General features: G+C 62.8%; 13 protein-coding genes and 1 pseudogene. 5 read left to right on the top strand and 9 right to left on the bottom strand.

Annotated features, from left to right (window positions below):
* Positions 1-86: 86 nt before the first annotated feature.
* The 3 genes from pdxA to KHO23_RS01395 all read right to left on the bottom strand — a co-directional run bounded on the left by pdxA (position 87) and on the right by KHO23_RS01395 (position 4,900).
* Positions 87-1,097, bottom strand: a complete 1,011-nt coding sequence (gene pdxA, locus KHO23_RS01405; protein WP_211608977.1) for a 4-hydroxythreonine-4-phosphate dehydrogenase PdxA — start codon at positions 1,095-1,097, stop codon at positions 87-89.
* Between the two features lie 4 nt (positions 1,098-1,101).
* The gene (locus tag KHO23_RS01400) at positions 1,102-2,466 is read right to left on the bottom strand and encodes a peptidylprolyl isomerase (RefSeq protein ID WP_211608976.1); all 1,365 of its coding nucleotides are present in this window, start codon (positions 2,464-2,466) and stop codon (positions 1,102-1,104) included.
* A gap of 67 nt (positions 2,467-2,533) precedes the next feature.
* Positions 2,534-4,900, bottom strand: a complete 2,367-nt coding sequence (locus tag KHO23_RS01395; RefSeq protein WP_211608975.1) for an LPS-assembly protein LptD — start codon at positions 4,898-4,900, stop codon at positions 2,534-2,536.
* 222 nt (positions 4,901-5,122) lie between these two features.
* Here KHO23_RS01395 and KHO23_RS01390 point away from each other — a divergent pair, with 222 nt between their 5' ends.
* Positions 5,123-6,202 (top strand): aminoglycoside phosphotransferase family protein, encoded by a 1,080-nt coding sequence (locus KHO23_RS01390; RefSeq protein WP_211608974.1) that lies wholly within the window; start codon positions 5,123-5,125, stop codon positions 6,200-6,202.
* A gap of 3 nt (positions 6,203-6,205) precedes the next feature.
* Entirely contained in the window at positions 6,206-6,919 is a 714-nt protein-coding gene (gene murU, locus KHO23_RS01385; RefSeq protein ID WP_211608960.1) for an N-acetylmuramate alpha-1-phosphate uridylyltransferase MurU, read from the top strand.
* Positions 6,920-7,075: 156 nt separating this feature from the next.
* On the opposite strand, the gene KHO23_RS01380 is transcribed toward murU, so the two are convergent.
* Both KHO23_RS01380 and KHO23_RS01375 read right to left on the bottom strand, forming a co-directional pair.
* Positions 7,076-8,965 (bottom strand): ABCB family ABC transporter ATP-binding protein/permease, encoded by a 1,890-nt coding sequence (locus KHO23_RS01380; protein ID WP_211608953.1) that lies wholly within the window; start codon positions 8,963-8,965, stop codon positions 7,076-7,078.
* A gap of 258 nt (positions 8,966-9,223) precedes the next feature.
* The gene (locus tag KHO23_RS01375; RefSeq protein WP_211608943.1) at positions 9,224-11,062 is read right to left on the bottom strand and encodes a cytotoxic necrotizing factor Rho-activating domain-containing protein; all 1,839 of its coding nucleotides are present in this window, start codon (positions 11,060-11,062) and stop codon (positions 9,224-9,226) included.
* Positions 11,063-11,550: 488 nt separating this feature from the next.
* On the opposite strand from KHO23_RS01375, the gene KHO23_RS01370 reads away from it, so the two are divergent.
* Entirely contained in the window at positions 11,551-11,946 is a 396-nt protein-coding gene (locus KHO23_RS01370; protein WP_211608929.1) for an acyl-CoA thioesterase, read from the top strand.
* A gap of 135 nt (positions 11,947-12,081) precedes the next feature.
* Here the strand turns inward: KHO23_RS01370 and KHO23_RS01365 are convergent, their stop codons facing one another.
* Positions 12,082-12,417: a DUF4148 domain-containing protein gene (locus KHO23_RS01365; protein ID WP_211608921.1), complete on the bottom strand. Its 336-nt coding sequence runs from the start codon at positions 12,415-12,417 to the stop codon at positions 12,082-12,084.
* A 214-nt stretch (positions 12,418-12,631) separates the two neighbouring features.
* Positions 12,632-13,537 carry a LysR substrate-binding domain-containing protein gene (locus tag KHO23_RS01360; RefSeq protein ID WP_211608918.1) on the bottom strand — a complete coding sequence of 302 codons (906 nt, stop codon included), beginning with the start codon at positions 13,535-13,537 and terminating at the stop codon, positions 12,632-12,634.
* 160 nt (positions 13,538-13,697) lie between these two features.
* Between KHO23_RS01360 and KHO23_RS01355 the strand changes: the two genes are divergently transcribed.
* On the top strand, positions 13,698-14,312 hold the full coding sequence (locus tag KHO23_RS01355; RefSeq protein ID WP_211608910.1) for a glutathione S-transferase: 615 nt from the start codon (positions 13,698-13,700) through the stop codon (positions 14,310-14,312).
* Between the two features lie 9 nt (positions 14,313-14,321).
* Here the strand turns inward: KHO23_RS01355 and KHO23_RS01350 are convergent, their stop codons facing one another.
* Together KHO23_RS01350 and KHO23_RS01345 are read right to left on the bottom strand one after the other, a co-directional pair.
* Entirely contained in the window at positions 14,322-15,584 is a 1,263-nt protein-coding gene (locus KHO23_RS01350; protein ID WP_236066689.1) for an MFS transporter, read from the bottom strand.
* Complete coding sequence (locus KHO23_RS01345; RefSeq protein ID WP_236066688.1) at positions 15,581-16,801, bottom strand: serine hydrolase domain-containing protein; 1,221 nt, start codon at positions 16,799-16,801, stop codon at positions 15,581-15,583. The genes KHO23_RS01350 and KHO23_RS01345 overlap by 4 nt, the downstream gene beginning before the upstream one ends.
* Positions 16,802-16,912: 111 nt before the next feature.
* On the opposite strand from KHO23_RS01345, the pseudogene KHO23_RS01340 reads away from it, so the two are divergent.
* A pseudogene (locus KHO23_RS01340) lies at positions 16,913-17,799 on the top strand (LysR family transcriptional regulator).
* The last annotated feature ends 8 nt before the right edge of the window (positions 17,800-17,807 follow it).

Raw genomic sequence — 17,807 nt, 5'->3', positions numbered from 1 at the left:
CCTGGGAGCAAACCAGGAACACGCGCAACGAACGCATAACGGCAAGCAGCAAAAAGCGCGTACGCGCCCGCCTCCCGACTGCTGGATCAGCCCGCGCGGCGGTGCTGCGCCATTGAAACCGCCGTATCGATCGCGGCGATCAGACTTCCCGCGTCGGCACGGCCGGTACCGGCCAGATCGAGCGCGGTGCCGTGATCGACCGAGGTGCGGATGATCGGCAAGCCGAGCGTGATGTTGATGCCTTCGCCAAACGTTGCGTACTTCAACACCGGCAGACCCTGATCGTGGAACATCGCCAGCACGCAGTCGGCCTGTTCCAGATAACGCGGCTGGAACAATGTGTCCGCCGGATAGGGGCCAGGCGCGTCGATGCCTTGCTCGTTCGCAAGCTTCAGTGCGGGAGCAATCACCTCGATTTCCTCGCGGCCCAGATAACCGTTTTCACCCGCATGCGGATTCAAACCCGTCACGAGGATGCGCGGCGCGGGCAAACCAAAGTGGTGGCGCAGATCGTGATCGATGATGCGCAACGTCTCGACGATACCTTCGATCGTCAGCGCGGCGGAGACGTCTTTGAGCGGCAGATGCGTGGTAGCGAGCGCGACGCGCAACGGGCGCTTGCCGGTGCCGGCCAGCATCATCACCACGCGCGGCGTGTGCGTGCGCTCGGCCAGATATTCCGTGTGGCCGGTGAACGGCACACCGGCGTCGTTGATGGTGCTTTTTTGCAGCGGCGCGGTGACGATCGCGTCGAACGTGCCGGCCACGGCGCCGTCGATCGCGCTGTCGAGCAGATCGAGCACGTAGCGGCCGTTGGCGGCGTCAAGCTTGCCGGCCAGCGAGGGCGCGCCGAGCCGCCGATGCTGCACCCGCACACGCTTGCCGCCCGCCACCAGCAGAGCCCAATCGACGCCGACCGCACGCGCGCGTTCAGCCAGCAGATCCGCATCGCCCAGCACGGTGAACTGTGCGCCCGGCCAATGCGCCGCCGCGCCCGCCAGCGCCTGCGCGGTCAGCTCGGGACCGACGCCGGCAGGCTCGCCGGTCGTGATCGCGATCTGCAACGGAAGGCTGGTGGACTGCGCGGCGGATGTCATGATGTTATTGCGTGCTCGACAGAGTCGGCTTCACTTCCACGTAGGCGGTGTCGCGCAATTCGCGCAGCCAGTCTGCGTAGGCCTGCTCTGCCTTGCGCTGACCGATTGCCTGACGCGCCAGATCCATCTGCTGCGAAACCGAGCCTTCCGATTCGCGGCGGCCCAGCACCTGAATCAGGTGATAGCCGTATTCGCTGCGCACCGGGTCGCTGATCTGACCGTCCTGCAGGCTGTTCATGGCGCGCTCGAATTCCGGCACCGTCTCGCCCGGGCTGATCCAGCCGAGGTCGCCACCTTGCGACGACGAACCGTCTTGCGAGTAGGTGTGGGCGAACTTCGCGAAGTCGCCGCCCGCGGCGATCTGGTTCTTGATTTCGAGCAGCTTTTGACGCGCTTGCGGCTCGGACATGCCGTCGCCGACGCGCAGCAGAATGTGGCGAACGTGTGTCTGCACAAGCTTCGGTGCGTCGGAGCTGGTACCCTGGCCGGCGCGACGATCGACGAGGCGCACGATTTCGAAGCCGTCGTTGGTGCGGATCAGATCCGGATTGACCTGACCCGGGCGCAGCGTCGAGACGGCCTTGACGAATTCAGGCGGCAGTTTGGACGGCGGCACGAAACCCGTATCGCCGCCTTTCGACGCATCCGCCGCTTGCGAATTCGACTTCGCCAGCTTTTCGAAGTTGGCGCCGCCCTTGGCTTCGGTCAGCAGGGCCTGAGCCTTTTGCTGCGCGGCTTCGATGTCGGTTTCCGAGGCGTTCAGCGGCGCCTTCACGAAGATGTGCTGAAGATGCAGATCGCTCGTCAGGCCGGAGTTCGGGCCGCGCTGGCTGGCGATATAGTTCGCGACCTCGGCGTCCGACACCGTGACCTTGCTGTCCACTTCCTTCTCACGCAGACGCGAGAGCGTGAGCTCGGTGCGCGCGTCGCTCGTGAAGGTGGTCCAGGGCACGCCTTGCGCCTCGATACGCGAGCGGTACATATCGAGCGACATGTTGTTCGCCTGCGCGAGCCGCTCGAGGGTTTTTTGCACGGCGGCGTCGTCGATGTTGATGCCGTCTTCTTTCGCCTTCTGCAACTGGATGCGTTCCAGCACCATCTGGTTGAGCACCTGCTGGCGCAACTGGTCCATCGGCGGGACCGGTGCGTTCTGCTGGTTCAGCCGGTGGGTGATCAGGCCGATGCGCTCGTCGAGCTCGCGCCGCGTGATGACACCGTTGTTGACTACTGCGGCGATGGTGTCGACCGTCTGGCCGCTACGGGCGGACGACAGCGCCTGCGCCTGAACCGGCGCGACCGACAGGAAAGACGCCGCGGCGGCAAGACCGGCCGCAAGCGTTGCCAAGCGAAGCTTTTTCATGATTGCCACAGATACTCCAATGATGTCGGGCGCGCCTGGCCCGTCTTTTCGCATTCTATAAATGATCGGGCAAGCGTCATTCGTAATTGGTGAAACGCGCTTCCGGCGGCGGCGGCGGCGGCAATGGCGTATAGCCGGCCACGCTGGAGCGGAATGCGGAAATCAGCCCGTTGTCGACGCTCGACAAGCCCTTGAACGTCAACTGCGCGAGAAACCGCGTGCTCGACTGCTGCTGCGACGACGTGTTCACACCGTTCGCGTAGCGCTGAAGCCCGACGCCGAGCGTCCAGCAGTCCGCGTCGTATTGCAGGCCGACCAGACCGTCGACGATCCGATGCCCGCCCAGGTCGTAATTGAAACGGCCCACCCCGTACACTCGGTGCGCCAGCGGCCACTGCCCCGAAATCAGCACCTGGTTGATCGGCTGGTTGTCCAGCGTGGTGTTCGCGCGGGTATAGCGATACGCGACATTGATCACCTTGCCGGTGGCCGGACTGAACCCGAAGCCGACGCTCGTCTTCGTCAACTGGTTGCTGTCGGCATTATATTGGAACGCCGTTTCCGACGCGAAACCGGCGCCGAGCTTGAGCGACGCGCCCACGATCAGGTCCGAATGCGTAGCTTGCGTGCTGGTCTGCGTAGGCAGCAGCGTGACGCGCTGATCCTGGAAGTAGTACTGCTGCGCGATCACGAAGCGTGCGCGTTCGTCGCCCGTGGCCGGGTTGATGAAGCGCGTGGTGATCGCGGCGGTCAGACGGTTCGCGTCGGCAATCCGGTCGTTGCCGACGAACGTGTTCGGCGTGAAGATTTCCGCCAGTCCGAAGTCGGAGTCGGCCGTGTCGAACAGCGGCGCGGACTCCTGGTTGCGGTACGGCGTATAGACGTAGTAAAGCCGCGGCTCCAGCGTCTGGATGTAATCCTCACCGAAGATTCGCACCGATCGGTCGAAAATCAGCCCGGTGTCGAAGCTGAGCGTCGGGATCGATTCGGTGAAACTCTTCGGCGTGCCGACCGGTACGTCCGAGCTGATATTGTTCAGGTTGTACGACGCAAAGTGCCACTGCACCTTCGGCGTGACGAAATAGCCCGGCCCGACCACCGAATACGACAGGTACGGGTTGAACATCACCCGCTGACCTTGGGTCAGGTCCCCGGTGGTGATGCGGAAATTCGTGTAGTCGGCTTCCGCGCCGTAGTCGAAACCGCCGACGTTGTACTTCGCGTACTTCACGTTCAACTGCGGCTCGCGGCCATACGGCGCCGTGGAAGGCTGCAGCGTCTGCCAGTGCTGCTCGCGGGCGAGCACCGACCACGGGCCGTTGTTATAGGTCAACCCGGCTTCCTGTTGATACAGGAGCTGGGTGCCGTTCATGAACTGATTGACCGACGACGACAGGTCTTCCGGATACGTATTGTCCGAAACCTTGTTGTAGTAGATGTAACCGCCGAACCCGTTGCCGAAGTTCTGGTTGTGCTGGATGTACAGCGCGTAACGGTTCGTATGGGTCAGGTGGTCATTCGGCAGGAATTCACCGGTGATCGAGCCCGAATACGTCGGCGACAGATAACGGAAGGTCGACTGCAACTGCACGCCGCGCTTCGAGATCAGACGCGGTGTGACCGTCAGATCGCGATTCGGCGCGATATTGAAGTAGTACGGCACCGACAGTTCGAAGCCGTTCGACGAACTCAGCGAGAACGTAGGCGGCAGAATGCCGCTGCGGCGATCGCCCGACAGCGGGAACGACAGCCACGGCGAAGCGAATACCGGCAGGCCCTGGAAGAACAGCACGCTGTTGTACGCAACGCCTTCGTCCGCGCCGGTGTCGAAATCGAACTCGCTGCCCTTGATGTACCAGGCCGGGTTGTCGGTACACGAGCACGCCGTGTACGTACCCTTCGTGAACACCGAGCGCTCGTTGTCGAGCAGGTCGACGCGCTCCGCGCTGCCCGAGCCGCCCGTCACGTTGAAGTGATACTTCGGCGCGGACATGAAGCCCTCGCTCGAGTCCACCCGCATATGCGCTTCCGGCCCGGCGAACGTCGCGCCGTTGTTGTTCAGGTGAACCCGGCCATAGGCGTCGGCCATGTCCGTGTCCTGATCGTAGTGCAGCGCGTCGGCCTTGATCACGAAGGTATTGCGCCGCACCTCGGCCGAGCCTTTCGCGGCCATATCCTGGTCGGTGGTCCCGTTCGTCGTGTCGCCGAGTACGAACGTGGCCGGCTTCTGGCCTGACTGCAACGGATGTTCTTCGAGCTGCGGGGCGAGCTGCATGCCCCAGGGCGCGTCGATAGGTTGCGGCTGCGCGGCATCCCCCACCAGCTGGGCGTGCGCAAGCGCGGGCATCAGGCCCGGAACGGCGATCAACGCCGCGACGAGCCGCCTTTTGCGCGGCACTACGGCACAAGAGGGAGTCGTTTGGGAAAGCTGTCTAGGCGGCATGTATCGTTTGGCGAATCGGCCCGTCCGTCAGCTTCTGCAGTCACGATCCACCGCCTGCACATCCCGACCGTGACAGTCGGCTGCACATCAATATTTACAATCTGTCGAACGATGAGGCGGGCGGTAAAGCGGAACACGCGAAAACTGGCGTGAGTCGCGTCAAAAAAGTCGTGGGGTATTATATGGCAAGACGTTGCCCCTCAGAATTTGCCGCCGGTTTTCATGACGCTGCCCCTCTCAAAAGACTCCAAAGATACCCGCCTCGAACTGCTCAAGGCCTGGCTGAATGCCCACGCAGCGCGCTATGCGCTCGAGCTAGACACACTTGTGCCGGCTTCGTCCGACGCCAGTTTTCGCCGCTATTTCCGGCTCGCCGGTAAGGCGGCGGAAGGCGAAAGCGCCGGCACCCTGATCGCCGTCGATGCCCCGCCGCCCGAAAAGTGCCGCGAATTTGTGCAAATCGCGCAATTGCTCGACGCCGCCAACGTGCATGTGCCGCGCGTGCTGGAGGTCGACTTCGACGCCGGGTTCATGCTCGTCACCGATCTGGGCACCGATTCGTACCTCGGCGCGCTGACCGGGGCGCAAAGCGCCGACGACCCGCGCCTTGCCCGCACGTTGATGCGCGACGCGCTCGATGCGCTGATCCGCTGGCAGCTCACGTCGCGCGAAGGCGTGCTGCCGCCCTTCGACGAAGCCTTCCTGCGCCGCGAGATGGACTTGATGCCGGAGTGGTTCATCGGCCGCCATCTGGGCCGCGAGGTCGACGAGAAGACCCGCGGGCTGCTCGATCGCACCTTCGCGCTGCTGATCGCGAGCGCCCGGGCGCAACCGCAGGTGTTCATGCTGCGCGATTTCATGCCGCGCAATCTGATGGTCGCGGCCGCCCCCAATCCCGTGAATCCCGGCGTGCTGGACTTCCAGGACGCGGTGACCGGCCCGATCACGTATGACGTCGCCTCGTTGCTGCGCGATGCCTTTCTCAGCTGGGACGAAGAGTTTGAGCTGGATTGCTTCGTGTATTACTGGGAACGCGCGAAAAAAGCGGGCCTGCCGGTCGATGCGGATTTCGGCGAGTTCTACCGCCAGCTCGAATGGATGGGGCTGCAACGGCACATCAAGGTGCTGGGGCTGTTCTGCCGGATCAACTACCGCGACGGCAAACCGCACTACATGAAGGATCTGCCGCGCTTCATCGGTTATGCGCGCAAGGTTGCCGAGCGTTATGCGCCGCTGCGTCCGTTCGCAAAGCTGCTCGACGAGCTCGAAGGCCGCGCGAATGAAGTCGGCTACACGTTCTGACCCATGACGATGTCTCTGAAGAAAGCGATGATTTTCGCCGCCGGGCGCGGCGAACGCATGCGTCCGTTGACCGATACGTGCCCGAAGCCTTTGCTCGAAGTGGGCGGCAAGCCGTTGATCGTGTGGCAGATCGAACGCCTCGCGCGGGCCGGCTTGCAAACCATCGTGATCAACCACGCGTGGCTCGGCGAACGGATTGAAGCCGCGCTCGGCGACGGTTCGCGCTGGGGCGTGCAACTGCGCTACTCGGCCGAGCATGAAGCGCTGGAGACGGCGGGCGGAATCGTGCAGGCGCTGCCGTTGCTCGAAGACGAGGGCGCGCCCGAAGTATTCGTTGCGGTCAGTGGCGACGTCTACGCGGATTTCGATTACGCAACGCTGAATACGCGCGCCGAAGCACTGAAGTCGCTCACCGGGCCCGGCATGCATCTGGTGATGGTGCCGAACCCGGCGTTTCATCCGAACGGCGACTTTGGTCTGGTCGACGGAACGCTGTCGCTCGAGGCGCAACCGCGCTTCACGTTCGGCAATATCGGTCTGTACGACACACGCATGTTCCGCGATCTGCCGCGCGGCACGCGGCGCGCGCTCAGGCCGTACTACCGCGAGACGATTGCGCGTGGCCTCGCGAGCGGGGAGTTGTATGAGGGACTGTGGGAAAACGTTGGCACGCCGGCGCAATTACAGGCGTTGGATCAGCGCCTGAACGCGCGCTGAGCACGACAACTTGCCGAGCGGCACCGTGAGACAACTCGCGGCTCAACGTGCAACGAACAAAGACAGGACGTCGGCGCCGAATGCCAGGCGCCCAGCGGCGAGCACACTACACGCGCGATCCAGTAAACAAACGTGCTGCACCCCGCCGAAGCTTGCTCACCGCCCACCCTCTCCCGCAGTTACCGTTTCCGCCGACTCCGACGCCTCTGCTGCACGTTGCTGCTGCAACGCCCACATCTGCGCGAAGAGGCCGTTGGCACGCAGCAACTCGGCATGCGTCCCGCGCTCGACGATGCGCCCCTTGTCCATCACGATGATCTGCTGTGCGTGCACCACTGTCGAAAGCCGGTGCGCGATGATCAGCGTCGTGCGCTCGCGGGCGATCTGATCGAGCTCATGCTGGATCGCGCGCTCCGAGCGCGAATCGAGTGCCGAAGTCGCTTCGTCGAACAGCAGGATCGGCGGATTCTTGAGGATGGTCCGCGCAATCGCGACGCGTTGTTTTTCACCGCCGGACAGCTTCAGGCCACGCTCGCCGACCGGGGTCTCGTAACCCTTCGGCAGCCCTTCGATGAAGTCGTGAATATGCGCCGCGCGCGCCGCCGCAATCACTTCCTCGCGCGTGGCCGACGGACGGCCATAAGCAATGTTGTAGTAGATCGAATCGTTGAACAGCACGGTATCCTGCGGCACGATGCCGATCGAAGCACGCAACGAGTCTTGCGTGACGTCGCGAATATCCTGACCGTCGATGGTGATCGCACCGCCCGTTGCGCGATCCAGGTCATAGAAGCGGAATATCAGCCGCGCGAGGGTCGATTTGCCCGAGCCGCTATGGCCGACCACCGCCGTGGTGCTGCCCGCCGGTATCGTGAAGCTCACGTCGTGCAGAATCTGCCGTGCCGGCTCATACGAGAAGTTCACACTCTCGAAGCGCACCTGCGCACCGCTCACCCGCAGCGCGGGCGCGTCCGGCACATCGGGCACTTCCTGGGCCGCGCCGAGCAGCGTGAACATGCGGTCCATATCGGTGAGGCTTTGCTTCAGTTCGCGATACACGACGCCGAGAAAATTCAGCGGTATATAGAGCTGCAGCATGAAGGTGTTGATCAGCACAAGATCGCCAAGCGTGAGGCGCCCGGCCATCACGCCTTCGGTTGCGCGCCACAGAATGAACACGAGACCCGTGCCGATGATCGCCTGCTGCCCAAAGTTCAGCGCCGACAGCGAACGCTGCGATTTGATCGCGGCCGTGCGATAGCGTTTGAGATTTTCGTCGTAACGGCGCGCTTCCCACTCTTCGTTGCCGAAGTACTTCACGGTCTCGTAGTTGAGCAGCGAATCGATTGCGCGCGAATTCGCCTTTGAATCGAGGTCGTTCATCGTGCGGCGAAAATGCGTGCGCCACTCGGTGACTTTCACGGTGAACGTGATGTACACGGCGAGCGCAATGAACGTGACGATCGCGTAATACGCCTCGTACTTGACGACAAAAAATCCCAGCACGAGGCCGACTTCGACCAGTGTCGGAAGGATGCTGTACAGCGAATACGAAATCAGTTGCGTGATGCCGCGCGTGCCGCGTTCGATATCGCGCGACATGCCGCCCGTCTGCCGTTCGAGATGGAAGCGCAGTGACAGCGCGTGCAAATGGCGGAACACTTTCAGCGCGAGCTGGCGCACCGCGCTTTCGGTCACCTTCGAAAACAGGATCTCGCGCAGCTCGGTAAACAGGGAGGTGGACAGCCGCACTATCGCATAGGCGACCACCAGCAAACCCACGCCGCCCAGCAGCACGATACCTGGCGAATCATGCGCGCGACCGAGCGCGGTGAGATGCTGCACCGAAGCGAGGCTGTCGACGATCCGTTTCATCACAATCGGTACGCCGAGATTGGCGACCTTCGCGCCGATCAGGCAGCTCAAGGCGAACCCGACCCGCCATTTATAGGTGGCGAGGTAGGGCAGCAGCGACAGGATCGTTTGCCAGTCATTGCGCGGCTGGGTCGAGATCGGTGAAGGTTCGGACGAGGGCGTACGGCGCATGGGATCGGCTGAGGAGAGTGTGGGAGCGACGAAACCGCCATATACAGGTCCGACGCGCTCCAGCGAAGTCTGCGGCGCCCGCCTTCACTGTGGATGGCTTAAGCGCCTTGTGATTCCGGATCAGTCTACCGTATTCCCAGACCGTCTGGCTTTTGCCGATCGCGGTCTTGCCGTATCGGCTGCGGAATAACGTCCGGAAGGCGCTCGGCCCGGCTACCGGCAGTATGACTTCGTCCCCGAAACCGTTTGCTCGCCCCGTCAGCTACCTTGCGGAACAAACTTATACTTTGCCGTCTCCATAGCTTTATAGTCGTACGTGAGGGGATCGCCCCTGCTCCCCTTGGACGTTGCGCTTTTCAATGCGCCTTTCTCGTAAAGCACGCTGACTGAAACGTGTCCCCGCGCATCTTTTCGAATCAACGCAACGCCTGTTCCTATCGACGGTATTTTTTGATCGGATTCAAAATAATTCTGAACATGCGTTCCGTCCGACCACCCCCATTCCGGCCGGTTAATACGCGTGTCGTCCTGCGGCCGCGCCTTATTGTATTTTCCGCTATAGACAATCACGGAAAATGGATAATCATTCCCCATGTCGATCAGATCGTTATTGCCGGGTTGCTCGAGTGTCTTTTTTTGGACATCTGGTTTTAAATGTTCGTGCGCCTCTCGCAGGCTACTCACGCCTTCCTGAGCGGTTTTCCAGTTAGCCGCCGGCGTCGATGTCCCGGTATGATAAGCATAAAAACTCTGGTTGTCCGCTGCGAACATCGCAGTACACCCACTAAGCGCCCCTGTTGTCACCAGAACAGATCCCTTGAGCGGTATATCTGCAAAGGATACTCGGACAGCACCCACGCCTTCGTTACCGTTTTGGAGTTCGATCACATCGATCTTCTCACTCAGACTGCGATTATCCCGCCCCCACCGACCGAAATAACTCCCTGAGACTCGGGAAAGAGAAGTGACGTCCTGCCCATTGCCCATTCGCAAAACTCCTTGCTCCGCAGCGGGCGTGATAGTCGACGAATTAGCGAGCTCGGACATTTTCACGTCCTTATCGGAACGATAAAAACTGAACCCCGTTTTGGTCTTACCGGTCGTCTTGAGGTAAATGGCGCCTTTCCCTTCAAGAGGCGCAATATCGCCTTTCCTGACCCGGTTGGCAGCGCTATAAAACGCCCCCGGGAATTTTGATCTGATGGATGAGGAAGACCGCCCTTCGTGGCTGGTGCCCGGCGGCAGCTCGGCTGCGCCGGCTCTCGGCGCATCAGGCCGCGGAGTACTTTTTGGCCGCGCCCCCTGGCTATGGCCGGGCCGCGCCTCGACCGTACCGCCTTCCGGCGCACCAGGCCGGGGAGTACTTCCTGGCCGCGCCCCGGGGCCACTTCCGCTTGGCCCCGGGGTCTCACCAGGTAATTTGGGGGGCTTGGTTGGACTTAGCGTATAGCCTTTACGGCCATCCCGTAGTCGCTTGGGAGGATTGAAACCCAGACGGCTCAATGGCGGATTCGCTGCCGCACTTTCCCCTCGCCTGACGGGTATTGCGACGCTATCTCCGGAAGGCAAATCGTTAATACTGAAGACCAGATCGTGCATCTGGTCCAGCGTCAATGGCTTGTCTTTAGACATGGCATTTAGCACGTCGGCGGAAACAGTGATGACATTCATTACGCCACCGGCAGGCGTCATCCCACGAATAGCCACCAGAACGGAATCGATCTGAGCGGTATCTTCCGCAATCTCTTTCCTTTCCTGCGCTGTGATATTCCTGCCATGCGTTATGACGTGGTGCATGTCGCTAACACTCGCGGCAAAAGCGCCAATAGGGTGTTTAAGCGCATCTTTAACTGTGCCCAGCACCTCTTCCAACGTGTAATCGGTTCTGACGCGAATGCCCCCCACATATCGGACCTCATCCGGGCCATTGCTGGGCGGCTCGTTCTTTGGCGACGCAGGTGTCGGGTCGTCTTGAGGTATAGCGCGTTTCACGCGTGAGCCACCGGGGCCGGCGCCTTGTTCATCGCGGGCGAGCGCCATATTATTCGGCTCGGGCTCCTGCCAATGGGAAGTTGCAAGACTGCTGTTGATTCTCATGGATTATCTCGCGTCATCGGATTTCGGGACGAGCGCACCCCCTCGTTTTGTCTGGCTCGAAACCGCAATCCGCGGCAGCGCCTTGGATTTCCAGAACAAGGCAGTCCGCCCAGGAATCGCCATCGTGCGCCGATGTTTTTACGGAGGGCGTTACCCCGGTACTTCGTAACGACATTTCGGGTCGGGATTCTCGAAACAGAACCGCGCGCCGCCAATTCCAGGCGGATCACGTGTTTTCGGCGGTACGCCCCGCCCGCAGCGAACCAACCGGACCCACTGCTTTCCGGTACGCGCTCTGGCTGGCCCTTTCCCGTACAATTCCTGATCTTTTACTGTCACAGAAGCCGGCTGGCGCCGCTTTTCACGAGATGGTCGGCCGTAGTTTCATCTGGGCCGTGCGGCTGTGCTGCGCAGTCGTGCAGTCTTCGTGAAATCCCCCGCCTACCTGTCGAGCCGACCGAGCCATTACGAATTTCAAGGGTGTCCCGATGACCGATCTCCTCCAACTCCCGCAAAAATCTTGCGCGCTGCGCGTCGTGCCGCAACCGTCAGACGCGAACGTCCATGGCGACGTGTTCGGCGGCTGGATCATGGCGCAAGTGGATATCGCCGGTTCGATTCCGGCCAGCCGCCGCGCCAACGGGAGGGTGGCGACCATCGCGGTCAATTCGTTCGTCTTCAAGCAACCGGTGTTCGTCGGCGATCTGTTGAGCTTCTACGCGGATATCGTCAAGACGGGCAACACCTCGGTGACGGTGGCGGTCGAGGTCTACGCGCAGCGCATGAGCCTGACCGAAGACCTCGTGAAGGTCACCGAGGCGACCCTGACCTACGTCGCAACCGATAGCGACCGGCGCCCGCGCGCGCTGCCAGTGCTGGATTGAGCGGCGGAGATTGAACGAAAACGAGGCGCCTGAGCGCCTCGTTTATCTTCATACCTTGTGCTTGCCGGGCTGCGTTTGCCAGGCCCCCAGCGCAAGCACGACCGGGCCGGCAACTTCCATCCGACCCACGGCCGCTTACTGGCTCGCCGCCGCGCCCGCTGCCGCCTTTTTCTGCGCGTTCTGGAGATCCGTCGGATAGTTCGGATCGTTGCGCGACGGGTTATACCCATTGCTCTCCAACTGCTTCAACTCGGCGTTCTTCTTCGCCCTCGCCTGCTTGCGCGCGGCCTTGCGTTGCGCCTTGGCGGCTGCCTTGGATGCAGCCGCCGGCGTGGCGGCCGTGGTGGCATTAGCGCCATCGCCCGCCGGAGCACTTGCGCCGCTTTGCGCGAACGCCGGTGCAACCGAAGCCGCGCTCAGCACAACCGATGTCAGCAGCACAGCCCATTTCTTTGCAGGTGAAGAAGTCATTGTTCTCTCCAGTCGTATTAGAAGATATGTGGTGGCGAAACGCCCTTGACGGAGTGCGAGCAGCGAAAGGCGGGCGCAACGCCACGTGAATCGATGCTTCGTGGTTCCCGGCGAAGTCTGAGACGGGAATCCCGAATATATACGACTGACATTTACGCGCAACCCGGTAATCCCCCGCGAGCGGCGGCCTGCGCGCGCCAATCGCCACAGAATCTCAGGAACCACTACGCAAATAGGCACCGACCTGCGCGTCGATCCACTGTGCGAAATGCGCCTGTTTTGCGTTCAGAATCTCGCGTTGCTGCCACACCAGCCAGTACGGATAGCGATACGGCACGCGGATGTCCGTGATCTGCACCAGTTCGCCTCGCGCGAGCGCGTGCGCGACGAGGCTGCGCCGCTCGAGCGCGACACCCTGCCCGAGCAGCACGGCGCCGATCACGACGTTCGAATCGTTCGCCGACAGCACCAGTGCTTCAGCGGCCGGCTCGGCCACCTGCCCCGCCTGGCACCAGTCGCTCCAGGGCGCGTCGGGGCTCGAGATCAGCGGACACGCGAGCACGTCCTCGGCCGTGCGCGGAAAACGGCCGTTTGGCCCGAGCGCGAAATGCGGGGCTGCGACCACGAGCATGTCGTCGTCGAATAGCTTCTGTTGCGCGACGTCGGGCCAATGCCCCTGCCCCATGCGAATACCGATGTCACTCGTACTCTGGCGAAAATCCTCGATCTGCAGATTCGTCAAAAGGCGCACGCGATAGTACGGATGCGCCTCGCGGAAGCTCGCGAGGCGCGGCACAAGCCAATGCTGCGCGAACGACGGCAAGGTCGCGATCACCAGTTCGCTTTCGTGCGGACGCGCCTGCGCACGGCGTGTCGCCTGCGTGATGTCGCGCAACGCCGAGCGTATTTCGAGCGCGTAGAGCCGGCCGTCGTCGGTAAGCCGCAGGCCGCGCGCTTCACGCACGAACAGCGCGACGCCCATCGACTCTTCCAGCACCTTGATCTGCTGACTGACCGCCGAATGCGTGACGTGCAATTCCCGCGCGGCCGGCGTGACACCGCCGAGCCGGGCGACGGCCTCAAAGCAGCGCAAAGCGGTAAGCGGTGGAATGGGTTTCATGTAAGAAATTCTGACGTAAATCGTCGATTAATGTTGCTTTTTTTGATGCGGCGAGACGGTTAGGCTATTGCCTTACTGCTCTGCAGGCACCGTCTGACAGGCGAACAGCCGGATACTCGCCCGCTCGGGCAAGCTATATAGATCTTCTAACGGGAATGAGATGAAGCTGATCGGAATGCTGGATTCGCCCTACGTGCGCCGGGTCGCTATCTGCCTGAAGATGCTGAAGCTCGACTTCGAACACCAGGCAATTTCGGTGTTCAGCACGTATGACGCGTTCGCGAAGATCAACCCGGTCGTCAAGGCGCCGACGCTGATCCTCGACAACGGCCAGAGCGTGATGGATTCGACCGTGATCCTGCAGTATGTCGCCACGCTCGCGGCGCCGGATCACCGGATCTTCCCGTCACAACCAGATCACTGCCTGCGCGCCGCGCGCCTCACGGGCCTGGCGCTAGCCGCTTGTGAAAAGTCCGTGCAGATCGTCTACGAACGCAATCTGCGTCCGGCGGACAAACAGCATGAGCCGTGGGTCGATCGTGTGACCGAGCAATTGCACGCCGCTTACCGCGAACTCGAGGCGGAACTCGCGTCGGCCCCGCTGCCGGTCGAGCCGAACCATTTCGGCGCGGTGGATGTGACGGTAGCCGTCGCGTGGAATTTCACGCAGATGTTCTTGCCGGAGATCGTCACCAAGGCGGCACATCCGAATCTTCAGGCGTTTTCCGAGGCGGCCGAGCGGTTGCCGGTATTCGTCGACACGCCCGCCGTCTGAGATTCGCTTTCATTGACTGCCGCAGGATCCGAGGCGCGCGGCGGTTGCTTTGTCCGCCGCGCCCGTCCCTCGGCCGCGGAGCGCATTGACGCCGACGCACAGCAGCGTCCCGATCAACAGCGCGGCGGGCACCCACGGCAACGCGAACGCACCATATCGGTCGATCGCAACGCCGCCCAGCGCCCCGCCGCCTGCAATCGCGAGATTCCAGACCGTGACGATCATCGATTGCGCGACGTCGGCGCCCTCGCCCGCAGCACGCGCCGACGCGGTTTGAAACAGCGTAGCGGCGCCGCCGAACGCGAGCCCCCATACGCCCACGCTGAGATAGACGGCGGCCGGCAGATCGCTCGCCAGACCGAGCATCACGGTCGCCACGCCGAACAACGCGACGCTGACGAGCGTCAGCCGGCGCAGGTGCCGGTCCACCAGCACGCCGACGATCGCGATGCTCGCAAGCGCCATCACGCCGAACACGAACAGCACCGCATCCACGCGCTGCTGCAAATGCGCGAGCGCAAGGAACGGCGAGATGTAGGTGTAGAGGATGGTGTGCGCGAGCACGTAAGCGAACATCACGGCGAGCACCGCCTTGATGCCCGGCGAAGCGAGCACGCCGCGCAATGTTGCGCGCCGGCCGGCTGGCTGACCGGCGAAATCGGGCACCTGCCAGCGCACCCAGCCGAGCAGCACGACCGTCAGCACGCTCATCGCACCGAACGTATAACGCCAACCCATCGAAGCGCCCACCAGCGTCCCGAGCGGAATGCCGAGCGACAACGCGACCGGCACGCCCGTCATCGCCACCGCGATCGCCCTGCCTTGCAGATGCGCGGGCGCCATGCGCGCCGCGTAGCCGGCGAGCAGCGCCCACACCAGACCAGCTGACACACCGGCCAAAAAACGCGCGACCAACGTGAGCGTGTAGTTCGTCGACAGTGTCGTTACCGTATTGACGACGACGAAACCCGCAATCGCCACCAGCAGCAGCGGACGACGGCGCCAGCCGCGCGTCGCGATCGCCAGGGGAATCGCCGCCAGCAATGACCCCGCGGCATACACGGTGACGAGCTGCCCGATCAGTGCCGCCGACACCCCGAAGTCGCCACTCATTTCGCGCAGCAGGCCAGCGGGCAATGCTTCAGTCAGGATCTTGATGAAGCCGGCCGTGGCGAGTGCGAGCAAACCTGACAGCGGCAAACGATCGGCAGATTGCGCCAATTGCGCTGGAGGTATCGTGACGCGGGAGTGATCGATGTCGAATTCGCTCATGGCCGGCTTGCCTCCTGAACCGTGGGCGCTGTCACGCCGTACACCGCATCGCGCAGCGCGTTGACGAACGCCCCTGACATCCCTTCGTACAACGTGTTGGTGAGCGCGACGACGCTCAGGCCACGACTCCGGTCGACGAACCATGAATGGCCGTACGCGCCGCCCCAGCACCAGGTGCCGGGCGACTCCAGCGAATCGGCGGCAAGCGGATCGCGCAGCACGGAAAAGCCCAGTCCGAAGCCGTAGCCCGGCTTATCGGGCGGACCCATCTCGCCGGTCTGGTTGCGGCCCATTTCGTCGACCCACGCGCGCGGCAGCAAAGCGCCGCCGCCGTCGCGCAATGTGTCGAGCAAACGCAGCACATCATCCGCGCACCCCACCATGCCCGCGCCGCCCGAGGCGAACGCGGAGCGGTCCAACGCGCGCGCGGGTTCGAAGTCGATGCCGATTGCACCTTCGAATGGCGTGACGCGTTCCTTGTCGTGCATGCGGTGCGGTTGCGGTACGTCGCTCACATAAGGCGTCGCGAGGCGCTGCGCGTCGAGGGTGTAAAAGGCGGTGTCGTTCATCGCAAGCGGAGCGGTGACGAGCTCGCGTACGGCATCGTCCAGCGGCAGCAGCGCCACGCGTTCGATCAGCGCGCCCAACACGTCGATCGACAGCGAGTAAGCCCACGCGGTGCCCGGCGTGAACATCAATGGCACGCTGGCGATCCGGCGCACATTCTCAGCGAGCGTAATGCCCGCGCGATCCATGCCATCGGAGACACCTGCGCGGGCATACGGACCCTGTTCGTCGGTTTCGAGAAAGCGATAGCCAAGGCCTGCGGTATGCGTCAGCAAGTGCCGCACAGTGAGCCGCGCGGCAGCGCCATCCGGTCCGTGCGGCGTGAATTCAGGCAGGTAACGCTCGACTGCGTCATCGAGTCCGAGACGCTGCTGGCTGACCAGCACCATCGCGGCCGTCGACACGATCGGTTTCGAAATCGACGCGAGCCGAAACAGCGTGTCTTCGCGCATCGGCTGCTCGCGCTCGCGATCGGCGAAGCCTGCCGCGCAGCGATACACCGGCTCACCGTGCTGGGCGATCAGCACCACGCCCCCGACGAGGCGCTGCGAAGCCAACGCGGTATCGATCACCGCATCGACGCGCGCGGAGAGCGGTGCGGTATGACGCGCAGAAAGAGAAGCGTTGGACGGTTCGTGCAAATCGGACATGGCGGTTCCAATGAAAAGGCGTGCCGCCATCATACGAACCCGGCATCCGAAGAAAAACTGGGATAGAGTTCCTCAGTCTGCGGACATTCATGTCCGGAATCGGAGGCAACGGTGGAAAGTCTGAGCGGGTTCCTGGTATTCGTGCAGGTGGCCGAAACACGCAGCTTCGTCACGGCCGGGCGGCTGCTCGGCGTGTCGGCGTCGGCGGTCGGCAAGCGCATCGCAGCACGCGCAGCATCACGCTCACCACCGACGGCGTGCAATTCCTCCAACGCAGCCGGCGCATCCTCGCCGAAATCGAAGCGGCGGAGCTGGAGATGTCGCAAAGTGCCGGTTCGCCGCGCGGCCGCTTGCGCGTGAGCCTGCCCGTGGTCGGTTCGCTGGTGCTGCCGGTGCTCGCCGATTTCATGCTGGCGTATCCAGAGATCGAACTGGATCTGGACTTCAGCGACCGCGTGGTCGACGTGATCGACGAAGGTTTCGACGTCGTCGTGCGCACTGGCGCGCTGGCGGATTCACGCCTCGCCGCGCGGCAAATCGGTTCATTCGGCGTGGCACTGGTCGGCGCGCCGGCCTACTTCGCCCGGCGCGGCACGCCGCAAACGCCCGCCGATCTGGCCGACCATGTGTGTCTGCACTACCGTTATCCGACGAACGGCAAGCTGGAAATCTGGCCGTTGCGGCGCGAGGCCGGCGAGCGCGAGCTCGCGCTGCCCATTTCGATGGTGTGCAACAACATTGAGACGCGCGCGTGCTTCGCGATGCGCGGTCTGGGGATCGCCTGCATGCCGGATTTTTCGGTACGGCAGGCGCTGAAGGACGGTTTGCTGTGCACAGTGCTCGACGATTACGTCGAGCAGGCGATCGACATCAGCATCGTCTGGCCCGCCGGACGCAGCGTGCCGCCCCGGCTGCGGGTGTTTATCGATTTCATGGCGGCGAGGCTTCTGGCGAACGACGAGCCGGACGAGCCACCACGCTATGCAAGCGTCGCCTAAGCTTCCCG

The organism is Paraburkholderia haematera, assembly GCF_905220975.1.
GTDB lineage: Bacteria > Pseudomonadota > Gammaproteobacteria > Burkholderiales > Burkholderiaceae > Paraburkholderia > Paraburkholderia haematera.
This window is presented reverse-complemented; position numbering and strand designations above follow the sequence as displayed.